Source organism: Acinetobacter uliginosus (genome assembly GCF_044130295.1).
Taxonomy (GTDB): domain Bacteria; phylum Pseudomonadota; class Gammaproteobacteria; order Pseudomonadales; family Moraxellaceae; genus Acinetobacter.
Genome location: NZ_JBIQOC010000045.1, coordinates 12,717 through 32,726, shown reverse-complemented (window position 1 = coordinate 32,726; position 20,010 = coordinate 12,717). Strand labels below are relative to the sequence as shown.

General features: G+C 43.2%; 19 protein-coding genes and 1 pseudogene. 12 read left to right on the top strand and 8 right to left on the bottom strand.

Features of this window, described 5'->3' with window-relative positions; all coding sequences use genetic code 11:
• From ACE01T_RS09865 to ACE01T_RS09850, 4 genes and pseudogenes are all read left to right on the top strand, one after another.
• Nucleotides 1-576 (top strand): annotated as a pseudogene (locus ACE01T_RS09865) (IS982 family transposase); the annotation flags it as partial.
• 196 nt (nucleotides 577-772) lie between these two features.
• Complete coding sequence (locus tag ACE01T_RS09860; RefSeq protein WP_395519192.1) at nucleotides 773-2,110, top strand: glycosyltransferase family 2 protein; 1,338 nt, start codon at nucleotides 773-775, stop codon at nucleotides 2,108-2,110.
• The gene (locus tag ACE01T_RS09855; RefSeq protein WP_395519191.1) at nucleotides 2,107-3,063 is read left to right on the top strand and encodes a hypothetical protein; all 957 of its coding nucleotides are present in this window, start codon (nucleotides 2,107-2,109) and stop codon (nucleotides 3,061-3,063) included. The genes ACE01T_RS09860 and ACE01T_RS09855 overlap by 4 nt, the downstream gene beginning before the upstream one ends.
• Nucleotides 3,064-3,171: 108 nt before the next feature.
• Nucleotides 3,172-3,804 (top strand): alpha-ketoglutarate-dependent dioxygenase AlkB family protein, encoded by a 633-nt coding sequence (locus tag ACE01T_RS09850; RefSeq protein ID WP_180082794.1) that lies wholly within the window; start codon nucleotides 3,172-3,174, stop codon nucleotides 3,802-3,804.
• 182 nt (nucleotides 3,805-3,986) lie between these two features.
• Here the strand turns inward: ACE01T_RS09850 and ACE01T_RS09845 are convergent, their stop codons facing one another.
• Nucleotides 3,987-4,763, bottom strand: a complete 777-nt coding sequence (locus ACE01T_RS09845) for an IclR family transcriptional regulator (RefSeq protein ID WP_180176191.1) — start codon at nucleotides 4,761-4,763, stop codon at nucleotides 3,987-3,989.
• Between the two features lie 474 nt (nucleotides 4,764-5,237).
• Between ACE01T_RS09845 and ACE01T_RS09840 the strand changes: the two genes are divergently transcribed.
• From ACE01T_RS09840 to ACE01T_RS09830, 3 genes are read left to right on the top strand one after another with little or no spacing between them, the layout of a single operon-like run.
• Nucleotides 5,238-7,334: an FUSC family protein gene (locus tag ACE01T_RS09840; RefSeq protein ID WP_395519190.1), complete on the top strand. Its 2,097-nt coding sequence runs from the start codon at nucleotides 5,238-5,240 to the stop codon at nucleotides 7,332-7,334.
• Complete coding sequence (locus tag ACE01T_RS09835; RefSeq protein WP_180080223.1) at nucleotides 7,327-7,533, top strand: DUF1656 domain-containing protein; 207 nt, start codon at nucleotides 7,327-7,329, stop codon at nucleotides 7,531-7,533. Before ACE01T_RS09840 ends, ACE01T_RS09835 begins: the two co-directional genes overlap by 8 nt.
• A 32-nt stretch (nucleotides 7,534-7,565) precedes the next feature.
• Nucleotides 7,566-8,573: an HlyD family secretion protein gene (locus ACE01T_RS09830; RefSeq protein WP_395519189.1), complete on the top strand. Its 1,008-nt coding sequence runs from the start codon at nucleotides 7,566-7,568 to the stop codon at nucleotides 8,571-8,573.
• Nucleotides 8,574-8,652: 79 nt separating this feature from the next.
• Here the strand turns inward: ACE01T_RS09830 and ruvX are convergent, their stop codons facing one another.
• The 3 genes from ruvX to recN form a co-directional block, all read right to left on the bottom strand.
• Nucleotides 8,653-9,096, bottom strand: coding sequence for a Holliday junction resolvase RuvX (ruvX, locus tag ACE01T_RS09825; RefSeq protein ID WP_180080217.1), 444 nt, complete (start codon nucleotides 9,094-9,096; stop codon nucleotides 8,653-8,655).
• Nucleotides 9,089-9,643 carry a YqgE/AlgH family protein gene (locus ACE01T_RS09820; protein ID WP_086195199.1) on the bottom strand — a complete coding sequence of 185 codons (555 nt, stop codon included), beginning with the start codon at nucleotides 9,641-9,643 and terminating at the stop codon, nucleotides 9,089-9,091. The genes ruvX and ACE01T_RS09820 overlap by 8 nt, the downstream gene beginning before the upstream one ends.
• 113 nt (nucleotides 9,644-9,756) lie before the next feature.
• Complete coding sequence (gene recN, locus ACE01T_RS09815) at nucleotides 9,757-11,418, bottom strand: DNA repair protein RecN (protein ID WP_395519188.1); 1,662 nt, start codon at nucleotides 11,416-11,418, stop codon at nucleotides 9,757-9,759.
• Between the two features lie 514 nt (nucleotides 11,419-11,932).
• Between recN and ppnP the strand changes: the two genes are divergently transcribed.
• From ppnP to ACE01T_RS09800, 3 genes are all read left to right on the top strand, one after another.
• On the top strand, nucleotides 11,933-12,256 hold the full coding sequence (gene ppnP, locus ACE01T_RS09810) for a pyrimidine/purine nucleoside phosphorylase (RefSeq protein WP_395519187.1): 324 nt from the start codon (nucleotides 11,933-11,935) through the stop codon (nucleotides 12,254-12,256).
• Nucleotides 12,257-12,397: 141 nt separating this feature from the next.
• Nucleotides 12,398-13,147: a 23S rRNA (guanosine(2251)-2'-O)-methyltransferase RlmB gene (gene rlmB, locus ACE01T_RS09805; protein ID WP_180080210.1), complete on the top strand. Its 750-nt coding sequence runs from the start codon at nucleotides 12,398-12,400 to the stop codon at nucleotides 13,145-13,147.
• A 30-nt stretch (nucleotides 13,148-13,177) separates the two neighbouring features.
• Nucleotides 13,178-14,095 carry a DMT family transporter gene (locus ACE01T_RS09800; RefSeq protein WP_395519186.1) on the top strand — a complete coding sequence of 306 codons (918 nt, stop codon included), beginning with the start codon at nucleotides 13,178-13,180 and terminating at the stop codon, nucleotides 14,093-14,095.
• A gap of 19 nt (nucleotides 14,096-14,114) precedes the next feature.
• On the opposite strand, the gene coaE is transcribed toward ACE01T_RS09800, so the two are convergent.
• The 4 genes from coaE to pilB are packed head-to-tail and all read right to left on the bottom strand — an operon-like array spanning nucleotide 14,115 to nucleotide 18,547.
• Nucleotides 14,115-14,705 (bottom strand): dephospho-CoA kinase, encoded by a 591-nt coding sequence (coaE, locus tag ACE01T_RS09795; RefSeq protein WP_180042612.1) that lies wholly within the window; start codon nucleotides 14,703-14,705, stop codon nucleotides 14,115-14,117.
• Between the two features lie 15 nt (nucleotides 14,706-14,720).
• The gene (locus ACE01T_RS09790) at nucleotides 14,721-15,581 is read right to left on the bottom strand and encodes a prepilin peptidase (protein ID WP_180042611.1); all 861 of its coding nucleotides are present in this window, start codon (nucleotides 15,579-15,581) and stop codon (nucleotides 14,721-14,723) included.
• The gene (locus tag ACE01T_RS09785; protein WP_180042610.1) at nucleotides 15,581-16,807 is read right to left on the bottom strand and encodes a type II secretion system F family protein; all 1,227 of its coding nucleotides are present in this window, start codon (nucleotides 16,805-16,807) and stop codon (nucleotides 15,581-15,583) included. The genes ACE01T_RS09790 and ACE01T_RS09785 overlap by 1 nt, the downstream gene beginning before the upstream one ends.
• A 27-nt stretch (nucleotides 16,808-16,834) precedes the next feature.
• Entirely contained in the window at nucleotides 16,835-18,547 is a 1,713-nt protein-coding gene (gene pilB / locus ACE01T_RS09780) for a type IV-A pilus assembly ATPase PilB (RefSeq protein WP_180042609.1), read from the bottom strand.
• A 280-nt stretch (nucleotides 18,548-18,827) separates the two neighbouring features.
• Between pilB and tpiA the strand changes: the two genes are divergently transcribed.
• Both tpiA and secG read left to right on the top strand, forming a co-directional pair.
• Nucleotides 18,828-19,619, top strand: a complete 792-nt coding sequence (tpiA, locus tag ACE01T_RS09775) for a triose-phosphate isomerase (protein WP_395519185.1) — start codon at nucleotides 18,828-18,830, stop codon at nucleotides 19,617-19,619.
• Nucleotides 19,620-19,632: 13 nt separating this feature from the next.
• Entirely contained in the window at nucleotides 19,633-19,962 is a 330-nt protein-coding gene (secG, locus tag ACE01T_RS09770; protein ID WP_349927889.1) for a preprotein translocase subunit SecG, read from the top strand.
• Nucleotides 19,963-20,010 lie beyond the last annotated feature (48 nt).

Below are 20,010 nucleotides of genomic sequence, written 5' to 3'. Positions count from 1 at the left end.
TTAAGCAAAGGACAAGCATGTCAATATCTATGGATTGACTCAACACCTTTACCTGTTTGTAAAAACAAAAGAAGTCCTAGAGGCCACCATGCTTTGGAGGATATTGCTTCTCGTGGCAAAAGTTCTATAGACTGGTTTTATGGTTGCAAATTACACCTTCTCATGAATAGTGAAGGACAAATTGTGAAAACAGTTTTATCCACTGGACACATTGCAGACATTATAAAAATCGAAGAATTAGTTGATGGCTTATTGGCAACTGTTTATGGAGATAGAGGTTATATTGGAAAATCAATAAAAACTAAATTATTAGAGTAAGATATTGATTTAATTACTTATCCTAGAAAGAATATGCGAGTAAGTCTATTGCCTTTTTCTGATGAATACCACTTGAGACAGCGGAAAAAAATTGAAACGTTAATTGGCTTATTGAAAGAAAAATACCATTTAGTAAGCAGTAAACATCGGACTATTTCCGGTTTTCTAGCAGGCATATTTTCATCTTTATGTGCTTATCAACTCTGTCAGAAGAATAAGCCAAAAATTCATGTCGTTAGAAATTTAGCTTATCCGTAACTAGGGTTATATATAATTATAAAAAATATGGATTGTTTTTTAGCTAAAGTGAAATCCTCCCCCAAAATAACAATGATTTTCATGAATTTATGGGAACTTGGATAGCTAAAAAAGTCATGAACTGTTTTCAGTACTCTCAGGCTTTCGCCAAGATAATCCACGAAAATTCATGTAATAAATGATGGGGAGAACGTTCATGAGCATTAATGAAAGCAAAAGAGCATATTCTTCTATCTATTTTTCTGTGCGGTTAAAGTTTGTGATAGCCCTTATAGGCGCTTGTTGCTGGACTGTATTTTCAATTTGGATTTCCCAAAACTGGCTGCATGATCTTAGCGGATATATTGGTTATTTTGCAGCGGTTTTCCTGGTTTATGGGATTGCCATTATTCCGGGGTTTATGAATTCATTTGCAGCTTTTAGCTTGATGATGGATCGAAGACCTAAGCGCCTGCAATTAGCATCTTATCCTGGTATTACCATTTTGATCGCTGCCTATAATGAAGCAGCTTCAATCCAGGATACCTTAGTCAGTATTAGTGTTCAGGATTACCCGGGTGAATTACAGGTGATTGTCATCAATGATGGCTCCCGGGATGAAACTGCAGACATTGTCCGGGAAGCCCAGCTCAAATTCCCTTGGCTTACCTTGCTGGATCTAAAGCAAAATGCTGGCAAGGCGCATGCATTAAATGAAGGACTAAAACTGGCTCAACATGATCTGGTGATCACAGTCGATGCCGATTCTTATTTACATCGTGTCGCATTAATCCATATTGTCGAACGCTATCTGGCAGATCCACCGAATACACGTGCGGTCGCAGGTACAATTCTGGTACGGAATTCCCGTGAAAATTTGCTGACCAAAACGCAGGAATGGGACTATTTTTTGGGAATTGCGGCGACCAAACGTATGCAGTCACTGTATCAGGGAACCTTGGTAGCCCAAGGTGCTTTTTCTATTTATGACCGTCATGCCTTGATCGAAGTTGGTGGATGGCCTGAATGTGTCGGTGAAGATATTGTACTTACCTGGGCCTTGTTGAATGCAGGCCATCGTGTGGGACATTGTGAGGATGCCTGTCTGTTTACCAATGCACCCACGACGCTTAAACTGTTTGTGAAACAGCGCCAGCGTTGGGCTCGCGGCATGATAGAAGCCTTTATCAAACATCCAAGAATTTTAATCAAGCCAAGATTATCCACGTTTTTTATTTACTGGAACCTGGTTTTCCCCTGGTTGGATATCGCGTTTACCTTTGGCTTTATCCCTGGAATCATCCTGGCCTGTTTTGGACACTACTGGATTGTCGGTATTATGACCCTGACCTTATTACCGATGGCGTTCTTGCTGGGTCTGTTAAATTATTCGATTGAACGCAGAATGTTTGATGGGCTGGAACTTAGGGTGCGAAAAAACTTCAGTGGCTTTTTGTTGTATGTACTTATGTACAGTTTCTTGCTACAACCCGCCAGTATTTTAGGGTATTTAGATGAGTTGTTCAAAACACGAAAAACATGGGGAACAAAATGAAAAACACAAAAACTGGAATCTACGTGCTTGTTCCTTTGCTCATCAGCATTACTACACACAGCTTGGCCAATGAGTTAGAGCAAGAGCAGACACCAAGTGAACGTGCGGCTGGAACGGAATTCTTTTTCAGTGATGATAGCGAAGGCTTCCAAACCCGTAAATTATCAGCTGAATTTTTACCTCAATATGAAAATGCTGATCATTATTTAGGTGTTCGTGGTAGTGCTTATCAGTATCAAATAGATGATTGGAGTCGGGAGGGACAGAAGGTCTCCTTTATTGGGCGCAACATTGATTCAGTAACCGCCAATGGCTGGGTCCTGGAAGCGGGCGTATTTGAGCAGGGTGATCATGCTTTATTCACCTTTGATGGCAGTTATCGTACACCACTGGCAGAAAAGACCGCATTAGAATTTTTTGCCAATCGTGACTGGGTAGAAACCCGACCTGCACTAAATGCAGGAACGAATTTTACCTTTGTGGGGGCTGCACTGGATCAGGGACTTGGTGAACACGTCACCGTTGTGGGTGTTGCAGGAACACAATTTTTCTCAGATGACAACCGCCGTGATCATGGTCGTCTTCGACTGATTTATCAGCCTTCACTGGACTTGGGACTGACGCTACAAGCCCGATATCGCATCTACCGGAGTAGTGAAGAAGATGTAGGCAGGCAATATTTCAACCCTCAGGATTATGAAGAGTCAATGTTGGCGCTAGGTTGGCGTCAGCGCTTTGCCGGATGGTCAGCAGGTTTAACGGCAGGTTTTGGGCGTGAAAAAATCAATCAGGAATCAAGCCAATCCACCCGGTTATTTGAACTTAACCTGCAAAGTCCTGTTCGCGGATCACAGTTTCTACGTATGAATGCCGGATATAACCGCAGTGCTTCTTTCTATGGACCTGATTATGACTATCGCTATGTCCGAGGCGAATGGATTATACGCTTCTAGGCAAGCTTAAATAAAAGTTTGCATGATAAAAGGATTACGATTTTATTGGAGGTTGAGTCATGTTAATTTCTTTTCAAAACAGCTGCCTTGAATCAATAGGCCTTGTTAATGACTCTAGACCTGTTTGCGCCTGAACCTCATGCCAATCTGTTGCCCTATGATGGTATTGTGCAAGACTATGGCCTGATTTTAACGCCTCAGCAGAGCGAACAATATTTGCAGTATTTTTTAGCTCATCTGGCTTGGCAACATGATGAAGTACTATTGTATGGAAAACACTATAAAACTGCACGCAAAGTGGCCTGGTATGGCGATGAAAATTACCCATATCATTATTCCGGCACATTCAAGCAAGCCCATGTCTGGACACCCGGATTATTCCGTTTAAAGCAGCATATCGAAAATTTGGTTGGCCATGCGTTTAATTCCTGTCTTGCCAATTTGTATGAAGATGGCACTCAAGCCATGGGCTGGCATAGTGATGATGAGTCTACGTTGCAATCCAATATAGGTCAGGAAACCGTGATTGCCTCCTTAAGTTTTGGGGCAACCCGGAAATTCAGTTTTAAGCACAAGCAAAAGCCAGACAAAGTTGATGTGCTGTTACAGAGCGGTCAGCTGATTGTGATGCGTGGCAAGACTCAGCGGTACTGGAAGCATACTTTAAGGAAATCGGTGAGAATTATTGAGCCACGGGTGAATCTGACTTTCCGTTATTTTTATCCGCATGAGAAGCAATAGAATATTGGAAATAAGCGCATAAAAAAGCCCATCCTGTGATGAGCTTTTTTAATTTGGGGAGAGTTTTAACATGGCATCACGTTATCATGGAACACTGGATGCTGAAGAACAATAATCATACTATGAGAATGTAATGATAAATTCAACATTTTTTAGATTAAAATGTATTGCTGTTCCTCAAGTTAAAATATGTCTTCCTGATGGGTCAAGGTCATAAATTTCTTTTCGATTAAACTTGCATTGTCGCGTAATATTTCGATCAACTTCTGGAAATTGGTAAATTCAAAGCGGTTTTTCGAGCCTAACAGGGTCAAGGCCAAAGGCGGTTCCTTAGCAGAAAATTTCACTGGAATAGAAAGACTGGCCAGATTGGGATCGACTTCTCCACTCGAGAAATAATAGCCCTGTTTTTTAATCTGTTTCATTTGCAACAGAAATTCTTCTTCGCTATGTGCAAAGCCAACTTTAGACAGTTCAGTCACAAAGCGCCGATAATAATCCAAAACGCGCTGTTTGGGTAAATGTGCCAAAATCACCTTGGCAGAAGAACCTTTATAGATTGGGCGAGGACAACCACGACCATAAATCAGCGTGGTCAGGTCTTTATATAGTTCGTGATGAATATCGATACATGAATCGTAATTTAAATGCGTGAGCAGACAGCCGAATTCGGTACGTTCTACAATTTGCTGCATAAAGGGAATGCTGATCTGTACCAAAGGGTCTGTGGTACGGGAAATGTAATCCAATACGGCAATTTTAGAACCTAGTGTGTAGTCACCTGAAGTTCCACTGAGGCGTTGTAATAATTCTGCCGAAACCAATTCTTTTAAATAACGGTAACTTGTGGGTTTAGAGAGTCCTAATTCCTCACTAATGATATCGACATTAATGATCGGGCGAGACACTGAAAAGAGATCCAAAACGGTAAGAATTTTACCAAAACTAGAAAGTGCCATAAGTACCTGCTTGGTCAAAGCATATAAAAAGAAAAACGAATAAGTATTACTTTATAACAAAAAATTAGGTAGAGCAGGGCTTTTGTGAAGCGAATGTTGTATTTGTACCTCATCTAAAAATATTTTACGGTGAGCATGAGAAAATAAGGCAATATTCATTTAATAGGTCTTATTAATTTATGTTTAATTATCACAATGAGATATTATTATTGACTTTATGGGCTTTGTTTGAAAAAATAATAAAAATAAATGTCTAATGGTGAATTTTCAACCCTTCCAGGCTGGCTGTTTTCCTGTGTTATTTCACATCAACAGGATGATGTGAAATCTTCTCCATTCGTTTTGAATGACGCTCATCTGAGGCATGTTTAAACCTCCCTATTTTTACACGATCCATCTTCCAGGTAGATCGTGCATTGTAGTCGTCATTCAAAAATCAGGCAGAGGAAGTAACCCCTAATTTGAGATCAACCCATGCTGCTTACTAAACAAGTACTCGCATTTCGTCCCAACAAGATGGACTGGATTTTTGCGACTAAAACGTTTCTGGCAGGCATGCTTGCGCTGTATGTGGCTTTTGCACTGAATTTGGCCTATCCCATCTGGGCAATCGGGACCGTCTTTGTGATTGCCAATCCCTTTTCCGGGATGACTTCTTCCAAAAGTATGTATCGTGCACTGGGCACCTTGTTGGGTGCGGTAGTTTCTGTGGCAGTGACTCCGCTACTAATCAACACGCCGTGGCTGTTCACTTTATTTTTAGCTGCATGGGTAGGAGGTTGTTTATATATCTCGTTGCTCGACCGGACTCCACGTAGCTATGTATTTATGCTGGCGGGATATACCACGGTTATTATCAGCTATAACATTATCTATAGCATCGATACGGCATCGATGTTTGATATGGCCGTGGGCCGCTTCTTAGAGATTCTGGTTGGGGTGGTCTGTAGTGCTATTGTGACTACGACAATTTTTCCGCTGCATATTGGGCCAGCCGTGGCGGCACGGGTATCTAAAACCTTTAAAGACACCAAAACTTTATTTGACCAGATTTTACTCAATCCCTCCGAACTGGGAAATTACAGTACCGCACTCAGTCAGATTGCCCGTGATATTGCTGAAATTCATGTCATGGCAGTGCACTTGTCCTATGAGAAATCGACCTTGCAGGGCATGACCAAACCCCTACAGGAGATGCTACATCAACTGAGCATGCTGGTAGCCAACCTAGTGGCGATGGCCGAACGGATCAAACAGCTGGATCAAATGGATCGGCAATACCGTGTCCAGCTTCAGGTGATTCATGATCATAGCGCCACATTTTTAAAAGATGATCAGGATATTCAGGAACAGACCTTAAATCTGTTGCCTGAAAATTTTGAGCAGGATTTTGCCCGTTTAATGACCACCGTACCTGCTGAACAGCAGGTGATTTTGGCCAGCCTGAAAATGGATATCCGCCATTTCATTCAAAATATTCGTGCCATCAGACTAATTTGGCAACGCATCCAACAGGGCGATGCTTCATTGCCAGAAAGCGTCACATCCCTGAGCACCACCTATCCCAATTTACACCGTGACCATGGGGTTGCGGTGAGGGGAGGGATTTCCGCTTTTATTGTGGTGATCATCGCGACAGGATTCTGGATACTCAGTGGTTGGAAAGCCGGTTTTATGATGGCTGAAATGGCAGCGATCAGCGCCTGTATTTTAACGGCCATGGATAATCCGGTACCGGCATTGAAGATGTTTGTGCGTGGCAATATTTATGCAGGGGTGCTGGTATTTATTTATGCCTATGGCATTTTCCCGCACGTAACCTCGTTCTGGGAATTGGCACTGGTATTGGCCCCTTTTGTGATCTATTGTCTGATGATGTTTCCCCATCCACCACTCACCGGGATTGCCTTGCCTTTATTGATGGGAACCATCATGGGCTTGAACTTGCAAAACCATTACACGCTGGATCAGGTTTTTTTCTTTGATGCCACCATCGGTTCGGTGCTGGGGCCGATTATTTCAATTTATATCATTCATCTGGTTCGGGCGATGTCTCCTGAAATTACGGTACAGCGGATTCTGTCGTTGCATTACAAGGCCATTCGTCAGGCTTTATATCTTCCTTATGGCGTACCGTTTCGTATCCATTTACGCAGTATGCTGGACCGGATTGGAATATTGAATACTAAGATGGTGCAGTCGGAAAAATTAAAGACCCAGATTAATTTGGCACTGGTGGAAACCAGTGCCGTGATTGATCTGACCCGTCTGCAAGAGTTGATGCATCGACTTGATTCAGAGCAAGCCATTTTGGTGAGTCTGGAAGATCTGCAACAAGGTCTGGATGACTATTTTCGTGCCAAAGAAAATGTGCAACAACAGCTGATTGCAGAGCTTCATCAGCAGGTTATTTTAAAAATCAGCCAATTGAAAAAAGAGGCACAACAACTGGAGCATTCTGAAACTTCCTGGCGAATACAGATGTCTTTAAACAATATTCGCAGCAGTTTGTGTCATGAACCAGCGCAGCTTAAAGAAGAGATACAACTTGGAGAAGTTGTCCATGGGTGAGTTAAATGTCTATGGGGTATATGTCCCGATTCTGCTGATTCAGGCGGTATTGGCCTACGTCGTACTGCGTGTAGTGATGCACGTGCTTGACCGTGTTGTGGAACAGGGCTGGATTCCGCTGCCGAATATTTTTTATCTCTGCATTTATCTTGCGCTGCTGTGGTTAATGCATTGGGGTTTTATTGTCTGCTGGGGCTAAGCAGACATTTTTTGAAATGAATGAGGTTTTCCATGACATTTTTAGACTTGCGTAAAGTCGTCCGACCGGTGCTATTTACCATAGTCGCTGTCGTTGCAATTTTGGCGGTAAAACATATTTGGGATTATTACAATTCTGAGCCGTGGACCCGTGATGGCCGAATACGCGGCGATGTGATTCAAGTCTCTTCAGATGTTGCGGGTTTGATCACGGAGGTCTTGGTACAGGATAACCAGACTGTGAAAAAAGGGCAGGTACTGTTTAAAATTGATGTGGCCCGTCAAGCCCTGGATGTGGAACAGGCCAGATCGGACTTGTCTAAAGCCAAAGCTGGCCTGGCTGCTGCCGAAGCAGAACTGGCTCAGGCCAAAGCCAATCTGGTGAAATCTCAAGCCAATATCAATTTGGCGGATAAAAATGCCAACCGCTATGCCAACCTTATGGAGGGTGCGATTTCAAAACAGGAACAGGACCAAATGTTTGCAACGCGAGATCAGTCACATGCCGAACATGAGCAAATGCTGGCTGCGATTGATCAGGCCAAAGCCAATATTGTGCAGCAAAAAGCCCTGATTGAGGTGGCCAACAGTAATCTGCACCTGTCCGAACTGAATTTAAATCGTTCCGAAGTGGTGGCACCGGCTGACGGCACCTTATCCAATTTTGAATTGCAACAAGGTAACTATGTCAAAGTCGGGCAGGCAGTGGCTGCACTGTTAAACCGTCAGCAGCTGTATGTGGTGGGGTATTTTGAAGAAACCAAACTCGACAAGATTTATGTTGGCGCTCCTGCAACCATTCAGCTGATGGGCGGTTCACAAAAACTCAAAGGTCATGTTCAGGGCATTGCTTCGGGGATTGAGGACCGCGAACGTACATCCACTACGGGATTACTTGCCAATGTGAATCCAACCTTTAGCTGGGTGCGTCTGGCACAGCGTGTACCAGTAAAAATTATGATTGATGAATTACCGAAGAACCAGCTGGCCTTTGTGGCAGGACGTACTGCGACTGTACATATTGAGAAAAAAGCCCAATAAATTCGAATAGATTCGACCTGATTCATTGCAATAAAAAAGCATCCGAGAGGATGCTTTTTTATTATTTGTTAATTCAACTTTACGGGGTTAAACCTACCGGATTGCGATACCAGCTCTCGATAAATAAGGCTGCGGCAATACTGTCAGCTGCCAGTTTTTTGCCACGACCTTGAGACTGATATTGGTCAAGTTCATCACGTGCTTCACGGGTGGTCAGGCGCTCATCGACCATCAATGTTTCAATATTGGTCTGATGACGCAAGCGTCGGGCAAATTTGCGTGAACGTGCGGAAAGTTCCGATTCGCTATCATCCATATTCAACGGTAAACCGACCAGAAATAAGCTCGGTTGATATTGTTTGACGATTTTCAGTAAAGCATCCCAGTTCGGAATGCCATCTTTCATCGGAAACAGGGCAAGCGGATTGGCACTTTCAATCAGCGATTGACCGACTGCCATGCCCATTTTCTGGGTACCGAAATCAAATGCCATAATCATGTGCGGTTGTGATAAATCAGGCATGTCCAATCTCTGATGACAACCAGGTGCGGTCCAGGCCCATTTTTTTATAGGCCGCATCCCAGCGGTCGTCATAAGGCAAGTTAAAAATCAAATCCATATCAGAATCACAGATTAGCCAGTCACCACGGGCGATTTCCTGTTCCAGCTGATTCTTGCCCCAGCTGGCATAACCCAAAGCAATTTGGTAGCGTCCAACGCCTTCATTGTGGGCGATGGCATCGAGGATATCTTTAGACGTGGTAATACAGACATTTTCACCCACAGCAATGGATGAATGCCAGGTCGGTTGACCGGTATGCAGTACAAATCCGGCTTCAGGACGCAAAGGCCCCCCTTGCAAGACGGCATGAGGATTGACATTGTCTGCTTCAATTTCCAGATCATTCAACAATTCCTTGATTGAAAGACCGGATGGGCGGTTGATGATAATGCCTTGTGCGCCATCTTCATCATGGCGTGCCAAATAAATTACCGTATTGGCAAAAAAGTCATCGGCTAAATCAGGAGGTGCAATGAGACAGCGATGTGTCAGATATTGTTTAGTCATCTAAGCCATTCCCCCTTAAAATCAAAAACTGATTAAATTAACTAAGCGCTTATGACCAAGTTACTAAACTAATTGGGTTTCGCCAATCATTTTTTGTGATTTAAACCTCAAACCTATACCTGTTGAAACTTAAGTTGACGTAACTGCTTGGCATGTTGCAGGGTCGTATCATTAATTTCGACGCCGCCGGTCATACGGGCCAGTTCATCAATGCGCTGTTCTTCTGCAAGATTAATGATGGTACTGCTGGCCGGATCGGTCTGACGCTTTTTCACCAGCAGATGCTGATCGGATTGTGCCGCCACCTGAGCCTGATGGGTAATACATAAGATCTGTACATGCTGGGCCAAATCCGCCAGCAAACGGCCGACCATTTCTGCAGTACCGCCACTAATCCCGACATCGATTTCATCGAAGACCAGCACTTCCGCTTCGGTTTTTTCAGCATTCATGACTTGCATCACCAGGGCAATACGTGACAGTTCACCTCCGGAAGCAACACGTGCCAAAGGCTGTGGCGGAATACCCTTGTTCGCAGTAAACAGCAGTTGAATAAAGCTCAAACCTTCGGCACTGACCTGCTCTAAAGGCTCAAACTTGAATTCAAAATAAGCCTCCGGCAAAGCCAGCTGCTTGACCTGTTCAGTCAGTTGTTTTGCCAAGGGGATTGCGGCTTCACGGCGAATTTCATCCAGATATTGTGCTTTGGCTAAAAATTCCTGATGCGATAACTCGACCTGTTCAGCCAGGGTTTCCGGGTCTTCAAGCTGATGCAATTGTTCCAGTTCTGTCTGCCAGGCCTGATATTCTTCTTTCAATGTCTCTGGCTGAGTGCGGTATTTACGCGCTAAACGGTGGAAAATTTCCAGTTGTGAGTTCAATTCTTCCATCCGTTCAGGATCGAAGCTTTGGCGATCGATAAACTGACGCAAGTTTGCCGTTGCATCATCAATTTCACTTTGTGCATTGATCAGTGAATTATAGATTTCAGCAAGCTGTTCACTACGACCAGCATGTGATTCCAGACGACGAATAATTGATGAAAGTTCCTGGGTCAGGTTTTGTTCGGCTTCATCCAGCACATTTAAGCTATAACTGCAGTCAAGCATGATATGTTCATGATGGCTTAAACGGTCAAATTCCTGTTCAATCTCTTTATAGTCAATCTGGGTAATGTCTTCGAGTTCTTCCAGTTGTAACTCTAAAGTTTCGATCCGCTGCTTGCGGGTGGCTTGTGCATCCAAAGCGGCTTGATGCTGGCGAATGTCTTTTTGCCAGGTGCTATAGGCATTACGAACATCTTGCGCAGGCTGATAAAAGTTGCTGTAACGGTCGAGCCAGTGCTTGGGATAGGGCGGTTCTAACAGTTGCTGCTGACTGTGCTGACTATAGAGTTGTACCAGCAAACGCCCAATTTCTTTCAGCTCTGACAAGCTGCTTGGACGGCCATTAATCCAGGCTTTGCTGCGGCCAGTGGCAAAAATCACCCGACGTAAATGAATTTCGCCTGACTCATCATCCAACTCGTGTGCTTTTAACCATTGGGCTTCAGGGCTCTGTTCCTGATAACTAAAAATGGCCGTCACATCGGCTTTATCCGAACCGAAACGTACATAATTGGTATCGGTACGTTCACCCAGGCAGGCAGACAGGGCATCCAGTAATAACGATTTACCCGCCCCGGTTTCACCTGTCAGGACATTGAAACCTTTTTCAATATCAATGGCTAAGTGATCAGCTAAAGCAAAATTGATGAGAGTTAAATGTGTCAGCATAAACGCATCCAAGCTGCGAAAAGTTTTAATCTAAGATAGTGAAATTTTGTTTTGGTCACAAGACAGCTTTTATTTTAAAAGGATTTAAAACATCAATATCTTACCTTATCTGGGCGAAGAAAATGAAACGCGCAGCTGAAAATAGCCGATAAAATTTGCCATCGATCAATAGCCTCTTATTTTTAGAAAAAGATAAAAAACTGATGCGCAGCTCGATCCAGTCGCGCAAAACCTGAACCATATAATGCGGATGATTTGAAGGTAGGATTAATGATGGGGAATATTATTCACCTTTGGTTAGGAAGAAATTGGCAATAATTTGAGCTTAGCATTTCATTTATGCAGAAGTTCGTGCATCACTCTCCAGCTTTTCTTTGAAGTTTATAGAAAAAATATTTGTAAAAATTTGAAAAATATTGATTTGACGGGAAGAAACAATGATTGATTAGTTTAATACTCGGCTTTAAACTAGCTCGGGCAAAAATTATAAATGCGCATTATCTGGAGAATACGCATGTCAAATCAGTTTGATCACGTTTCGGTTGTCAAAAAGTCGAATGTTTATTTCGACGGGTTGTGTATCAGTCATACCGTGCAGTTTGAAGATGGCACCAAAAAAACCTTAGGGGTAATTTTGCCAACAGAACAGGCTTTGACCTTTCAAACACATGTACCTGAACGTATGGAAATCATTTCAGGTGAATGTCGTGTCCAAATTGGCGACAAAACAGAAAGTGAACTGTTCCGTGCCGGTCAGTCTTTCTATGTACCAGGCAATAGCCGTTTTAAAATCGAGACCGGTGAAGTGCTCGATTATGTCTGTCATTTCGAAGGCTAAGCATTCGTCCCGGATAAGACAAAGAAATTTTAACCTGAATCGGTTAAACTAGATTCAAGCATCAATCCTGTAAAGCCTGCTTTGCAGGATTTTTCTTTTTGCATCGTTACCCATAGTCACCATAGATTTTAGAGGCCGTTCATGGCAAAACCAGAATATTATTATGGCGTTCACTCGGTGGAGTCATTATTAGAAATCGAGCCTGAGCGCGTACTGACTTTATTTACCTTGAAAGGCCGTGATGACCAGCGTTTGAAAAACGTCTTGGCTCTGGCTGAACCTTTTGGTATTAGCGTGCAACAAGCCAGCCGTGACAAACTGGAAAAACTGGCAGGCCAACCTTTTCATCAGGGTGTAGTTGCGGCAGTGCGTCCGCATCCGGTATTGAATGAACAGGATCTGGATGCCGTGCTGAAGCAAAATCCTCAAGCACTTTTGCTGGCACTGGATCAGGTCACCGATCCGCATAATTTGGGCGCATGTATCCGTACAGCTGCTGCCATGGGGGTTGAAGCTGTAGTGGTTTCGCGTGACCGTTCTGCAAGCCTAACGCCAACTGCACGTAAGGTTGCTGCCGGTGGCGCAGAAAAAGTGAAGTTTATTCAGGTGACCAATCTGGCGCGTACTTTGGGCCATATCAAAGATGAATTTAATGTACGTGTAGTTGGAACCATGCTGGATGAAAAAGCCTTACCGATTGATCAATTTGATTTTACCGGTACGGCAGTGTGTGTCGTAATGGGGGCTGAAGATACAGGTCTGCGTCCAATTACCCAGTCACAATGTGATCAGAAGGTCTATATTCCAATGGCCGGAAACTTGCAAAGCTTAAATGTCAGTGTTGCCACCGGTATGGCACTGTATGAAGCCTGTCGTCAACGTAACCTGTAATTTTTCTTTGCTATTTAAAAGTTGTTTGCTATGTCGCCCCGGTCTCAAGGTTATCTTTATGTCGCCATTACCATGTGTATTTGGGGCGGATTTACCATTACTTCTCGCCTGAATGCCCAGTGGGGAATTAGTGCCTGGGATATTACCGCCTTACGTTTTGCCTTGGCATTTTGTATTCTCATGCCCATTTTACTCTATAAAAAAGACACCGCTTTTTTATGGAAAAAACAACCCTTTATCCTGGCAATGATCGGTGGGGTAGCGTATTGCCTGACCTCTTATAGTGCCTTTCATTATGTACCAGCAGCGCATGCAGCCATTTTCCTGAATGGCTGTATTCCGCTGTGTACAGCTTTAGCTGGATTGGTATTATTTAAACAGCCTTTAGATAAACACATCTGGATTAGTTTGGTGATTATGCTGAGTGCGATCACTGCAATGAGCTTCTTGATGTATCAGGAAACCGGTGTGGCCTTTGGTTTTGGTGACATGCTATTTTTCCTGAGTGCGATCTGGTGGGGTGTATTCACCGTATTGTTACGCCAATGGAAACTTTCTGCCTGGCATTCTATGGCAGGTGTTGCCATCTGGTCGGCGATTATCTATGTGCCGATTTATCTATTGTTTTTGCCGAAAAATTTAACGGCACCCGAACCTGTGCATTTAATGCTACAGGTGATTTTTCATGGTATCTTTGTGGTCATTGTGGCCACACTGACTTATGTAGAAGCGATTAAGCGTCTGGGTGCATTCAAAACGGGAAGTATCGTGACTTTGGCCCCGTTTATGGCAGCAATTTTAGCGGTACCGCTATTGGGAGAGCCTTTAAGTCTGGCCATTATTTGTGGCTTGATCGGAATGGCGATCGGTGCATTACAGCCATGGCGCTGGATAGGTCATCAAGACAGTTTGCAGCAGCAACTTGATCAACAAAAAAAGCAGTCCTAATCGACTGCTTTTTTTAATTTCAGCGTTTCAAATAAGCTTCATGCAACGGTCTTAAATGGCTGTATAAATGGTCAAGATGACCGTCATTCAGCACAATATCATCAGCCAAACGACGCTTTTGTTCACGTGGCATCTGGGACTGAATAATTTTTTCAATTTGTTCAATGGACTGGTGATCACGCATAGCAGCCCGCTGAATCTGCAAATCAATTGATGCATCAATCAGCAGGGTATGATCAGTCAGTTCATGCTGGTTGGTTTCAAACAGCAGGGGAGAGACCAAGATTACATAAGGGCTGGTCGCAGCCTGCAGCTGTTGAATAATAGACTCTCGAATTGCAGGATGGGTAATACTTTCCAGCGTTTTACGTGCTTCAGGATATTTAAAAATATGTTCGCGTAAAGCCCGACGATTCAGCTCGCCATTGTCTGATAAAACCCAATCGCCAAAAGCCGCATGAATCTGTTGTAAGGCTGGCTGTCCTTTGGTTACTATCTCGCGCGCGACAATATCAGCATCGACCACAGTAATGCCCTGGGTTTCAAACCAGTTGCTGGCGGCCGATTTTCCACTACCAATCCCTCCCGTTAAACCCAAGATAAAAGTCATAGATGTCCCTAAAAATTACTGACCCAAATAGATTTTCATAATCTGCTCACCCCAAATAAAAGCAATCCATCCGGCAATGGCAATATAAGGGCCAAATGCAAAAGGCTGGTTCTCTTTGCGTACTTTCAGCAGAATAATGCCAATCACGGCACCGACGAAAGAAGAGAGCAATACGATCAATGGGAGCATCAATGGCCCCATCCAGGCACCTAAGGCAGCCAGAAGTTTAAAGTCGCCATAGCCCATACCTTCTTTACCGGTAATGATCTTAAACAGATAATAGACAATCCACAAACACAGGAAACCAATAATATAGCCCCAGATGGCAGAGGTTGGACTGGTATAGATACTATAGCTATTGATTCCCAAACCTAAGGCGGCCAGAGTTAAGGTATAGCGGTCTGGGAGAAGCTGGGTATCAAAATCAATAAAGGTCAGTGCAATCAGTACCCAGGTGAGGATCAGGCCAAACAGCATCTGCAGGGTAGGGCCGAAGACTGCCACAATAATCAGGGAACATGTTGCAGTTAACAATTCAATGAATGGATAGCGAATACTGATCGGATTTTTGCAAGAACCGCATTTGCCCCGTAAAACCAGCCAGCTGATGATAGGAATATTCTGATACCAGCGAATGGGTGTTTGGCATTTCGGACAGGTTGAATCTGGCTTGCTGAGGGTGATTTTTGTTTCGTCAATAATGGCCTGTTCGGGATGCAGCAATATTTGACAATCCTGCCGCCACTCTTGCTCCATCATTTTCGGCGTTCGATAAATCACGACATTGAGAAAACTGCCGATACAGAGACTAAAAAGCCCAACGGCAATATATAAAGCAGTTGGGTTAATCATAAAATAAGAAATGAAATCTTGCATTAAACCACAGAACCCATTTGGAAAATTGGAAGATACATGGCAATCACCAGACCACCAACCAGCACACCCAGCACGGCCATAATGAGGGGTTCCATCATCGAGGTTAAACCATCGACCGCATTGTCGACTTCATTTTCGAAATGCGTTGCGACTTTATCCAGCATGGCATCCAGTGCCCCAGACTCTTCACCAATCGCCACCATCTGTACAGCCATAGACGGAAATTTGTTGGTGACACGCATGGCAAATTGTAGCTGTTGGCCTGTGGCTACATCATCACGGATTTTCATCACCGCTGCTTCATAAACACAATTGTTAGTTGCGCCTGCAGTGGATTCCAATGCATCAATCAAGGGAACACCGGCCGCAAAGGTGGTGGCTAGAGTACGACTATAACGGGCAATAATGGCTTTATAGACCAGGTCGCCAAAAATAGGGGCTTTGAGGGCTGCTTTATCAAGAAAATCACGGAATTTTTTACTGCGTTTTTTTGCTTCAAGAAATCCGGCAATCATCGCACCAATGGCAATAATCAGAATAAACCAGTACTTTTGCATCCATTCCGACATATTTACCACCATTTTGGTAAAGGCAGGTAAATCGGCACCAAATGAACTAAAGAGGTCCTGGAACACAGGTACCACTTTAACCATCAAAATAATGGTCACGATCACGGCAACTACAATGACAGCTGCCGGATATTTCATGGCTTTTTTAATTTTTTGCTTTAACAGTTCGCTCTTCTCTTTATAGATCGCGACACGATCAAGCATGGTTTCCAGGGCACCAGACTGTTCACCAGATTCCACTAAAGAACAGAACAGGTTGTCAAAATATTGTGGGTACTTACGCAAGGCACCAGCAAAAGTATTGCCGCCTTCAACCTCACCTTTAATACCAAGTACTACTTCACGCATGGATGGATTTTCCAGACCCTCTGCTACAATCTCAAAGCTTTGAACCAAAGGAACCCCAGCTTTCATCATGGTGGCCAGCTGGCGGGTAAAAATCGTGATATCCAGGGTGGACACTTTCTTTTTCATTAAACCTTCGAGAATGTTTTTACGTTTTTCCCGAATATGTTTAATCGTGATGCCCTGCTTGCGTAAAGTCACTTTAGCAAGTGCCATATTCCGCGCAGGAAGTTCCCCTTTAAGTTTTTCCCCTTTACGATCAACACCTTCATAACTGAAGATGGGCATCATCTGTGCTTTTTTGACAGCCATGCGTTTATCCTTATTTTAAATTTTCATTTATTCACTGGTTACACGATTGACTTCCTGAAGCGAAGTCACCCCCTGCATAACCTTAATTAATCCTGAACGGCGTAAATTATTAAACCCCGATTTTTCAGATGCTGCTGCAATTTCAAGTGCATTACCATCTTCCATAATAATTTTCGAAATTTCAGGGGTCACTTTCATGACCTCATAAATACCGACACGACCTTTATAACCTTCACGGCACTCGGAACAGCCTACCGGTTGATATACCTGAAAGTCTGGATGTTTCAAATCTTCCTCAGTAAAACCCATTTCCAGCAGGCTGGGTCCAGGAATCTCTGCCGGAATTTTACACTGAGGACATAGACGACGTGCTAAACGTTGTGCAATCACTAGGTTGACAGAAGTTGCAATGTTAAAGGAAGGAACACCCATATTGCGTAAACGGGTTAAGGTTTCTGGTGCACTGTTGGTGTGCAGGGTCGACATCACCATATGACCGGTCTGGGCCGCTTTTACGGCAATTTCAGCTGTTTCCAGATCCCGGATCTCACCAACCATGACAATATCTGGATCTTGACGTAAAAATGATTTAAGCGCAGCAGAGAAGGTTAAACCGACTTTAGCGTTAACATTGACCTGATTAATCCCTTCCAGGTTAATTTCTACCGGGTCTTCAGCTGTGGAAATATTGGTATCTTCACGATTCAGAATATTCAAACCCGTATAGAGCGATACGGTTTTACCGGAACCGGTTGGACCTGTAATCAGTAGCATGCCTTGAGGTTTTTCCAGTGCTTGCATAAACAGTTCTTTTTGCTCTGGTTCATAGCCCAATGCATCAATACCCAGCATGGCACTGGATGGATCCAGAATACGCAGGACCAGTTTTTCCCCAAACAGTGTCGGTAAAGAGTTGACACGAAAGTCAATAGCTTTGCTTTTTGAAAGTTTGAGCTTGATCCGTCCATCTTGAGGTAAACGCTTTTCAGAAATATCCATTTGTGACATGACTTTTAAGCGCGAGGCTAAACGTGTGGACAGCTGTAACGGCGGATTGGCAATTTGACGGAGCACGCCATCAATACGATAACGCACCCGATATGACTTTTCATACGGTTCGAAATGTAAATCCGAAGCACCCATACGAATGGCATCAATTAACAGTTTATTGATGTACTTAACGATGGGAGCTTCATCCCCTTGAGGACCATCATCTTCATCTTCTTTTTGACTTAAATCATCTTGCTCTAGATTTAGATCGATATCTTCATCAGAAAACTCAAAACTGTCCGCCTGGGTAAAGTTTTGTTCAATCAGCTGGTGTAATTTCTGGTGCTCTACAATAATCGCTTCGATATTCATCTTACTGCTGAAGCGGATCGCATCCATGGCTTCTATATTGGTGGGATTACTGGTTGCGACGTAGAGTAAATTCCCGCGTTTAAAAATGGGCAGAATACAATGTTTGCTAATGATTTTTTCATCCAGCCCTTCTCGGATAATTTGAGCAGAGTCATAGGCACTCAAATCAAAAAGAGGTTCTCCAAATTCTTGAGAAATTTTTTCTGCAATAGCCAAGGAGGAAATTTTCAATTGATCAATTAAAAAAGGCACAATATCTTGATTGGCTTTTTTTGCATTCAATATTGCACTCTGCATATTTTCAGCAGAAACTAAGCCATCTTCGACTAAACATCGAATAAAACCCGTAAATCTTGGTGAACCTTGTAATGCTGCCATGCTCTAATATGCCTGCTTAATCAATTTGTTTATAATTGGTATCATTGAATTATACTTTTGTTATATAAAAATACCATATCTTAAAATGTTGTCATCTACTTAATATCAGATAAAACTTTGAACCAGTCGTATTACAGGGTGAAGTTTTTCTTGAGCGTAAAAAAGGGGATTGCAAAAAAATAAGAATCGCATAAAAAAGCCATGTGAAAATTTTCTGAAAAATCTTGAATTCCGTGTAGAATGTGCGCGGTTTAATGAATTGTTTTTAATAGGTTACTGTATGTCGGGTTCGGCTATTACTCCTTGGGTTGTCGGCAATTGGAAAATGAACCCAATGCAGGCAGATGCAAAAGCGTTGCTGCAAGATTTAAAAAAATTATTGCAAAACAATGAAATTAAAGAACAAGATTGTCATTTGGGTATTGCACCGACCATGCTGGCTTTGAGTGGTGTTCAGGCAGAATTGGCAAGTTCAGCGCGCCCTGTTTATTCCGTTGCACAGGATGTTTCCCGTATTGCAGGTACAGGGGCATATACCGGTGAAGTAAGTGCCGAACTGCTGAAAGATCAGCAAATCGGTTTTGTACTGATTGGTCATTCAGAACGTCGGGAAATTTTTGCTGAAACAGCCCAGATTTTGAATGAAAAAGTTAAAAATGCTTTAAATGCAGGATTAACCATTATTTATTGCGTAGGTGAAAGTCTAGAGCAGCGTGAAAATGGTCAGGCCGAGCAGGTGGTGTTGCAACAAATCTGTGATATTGCCACAGTTGTTCAGGCTGAACAGTGGAAAAATATAGTGGTGGCTTATGAACCCATTTGGGCAATTGGTACGGGTAAAACAGCTTCACCTGAAGACGCACAGGCAATGCATGCCAAAATCCGTGCAGGTTTAACCCAAATTACACCTTTGGGTACAGGCATGGCAATTTTATATGGTGGTAGTGTTAAGCCGGAAAATGCAGTAGAGTTGGCAGCCTGTCCAGACATTAATGGTGCGCTGGTTGGTGGTGCGTCTTTAAATGCAGAGTCTTTTTATAAAATTGCCCAGGCTTTTGCAAATACAAAATAATTAGGAGTTCAGCATGCATGCATTTGTGCTGGTAGTACATATTATCTTAGCCATTTTAATGATTGTATTGATTCTGGTACAACATGGTAAGGGTGCCGATGCGGGTGCATCATTTGGTGGTGGTGGAGCAGCAACCGTCTTTGGTGCTTCAGGTTCGGCTAATTTTTTAACACGTTTAACGGCAATTTTAACAGCCTTGTTTTTTGTCACCAGCCTAAGTTTAGCGGTGTTTGCTAAAAAGCAAACCACTGATGCCTATAGCTTAAAATCGGTACAAACGACTGCTCCAGCACAAACCCAATCGCCTGAAACTTCACCAGTTGCACCAAAAACTAGCGAATAAATATATTTAGTTCTTTCTTTTTGGGTCTGATCCGACTAGAATGCGTCA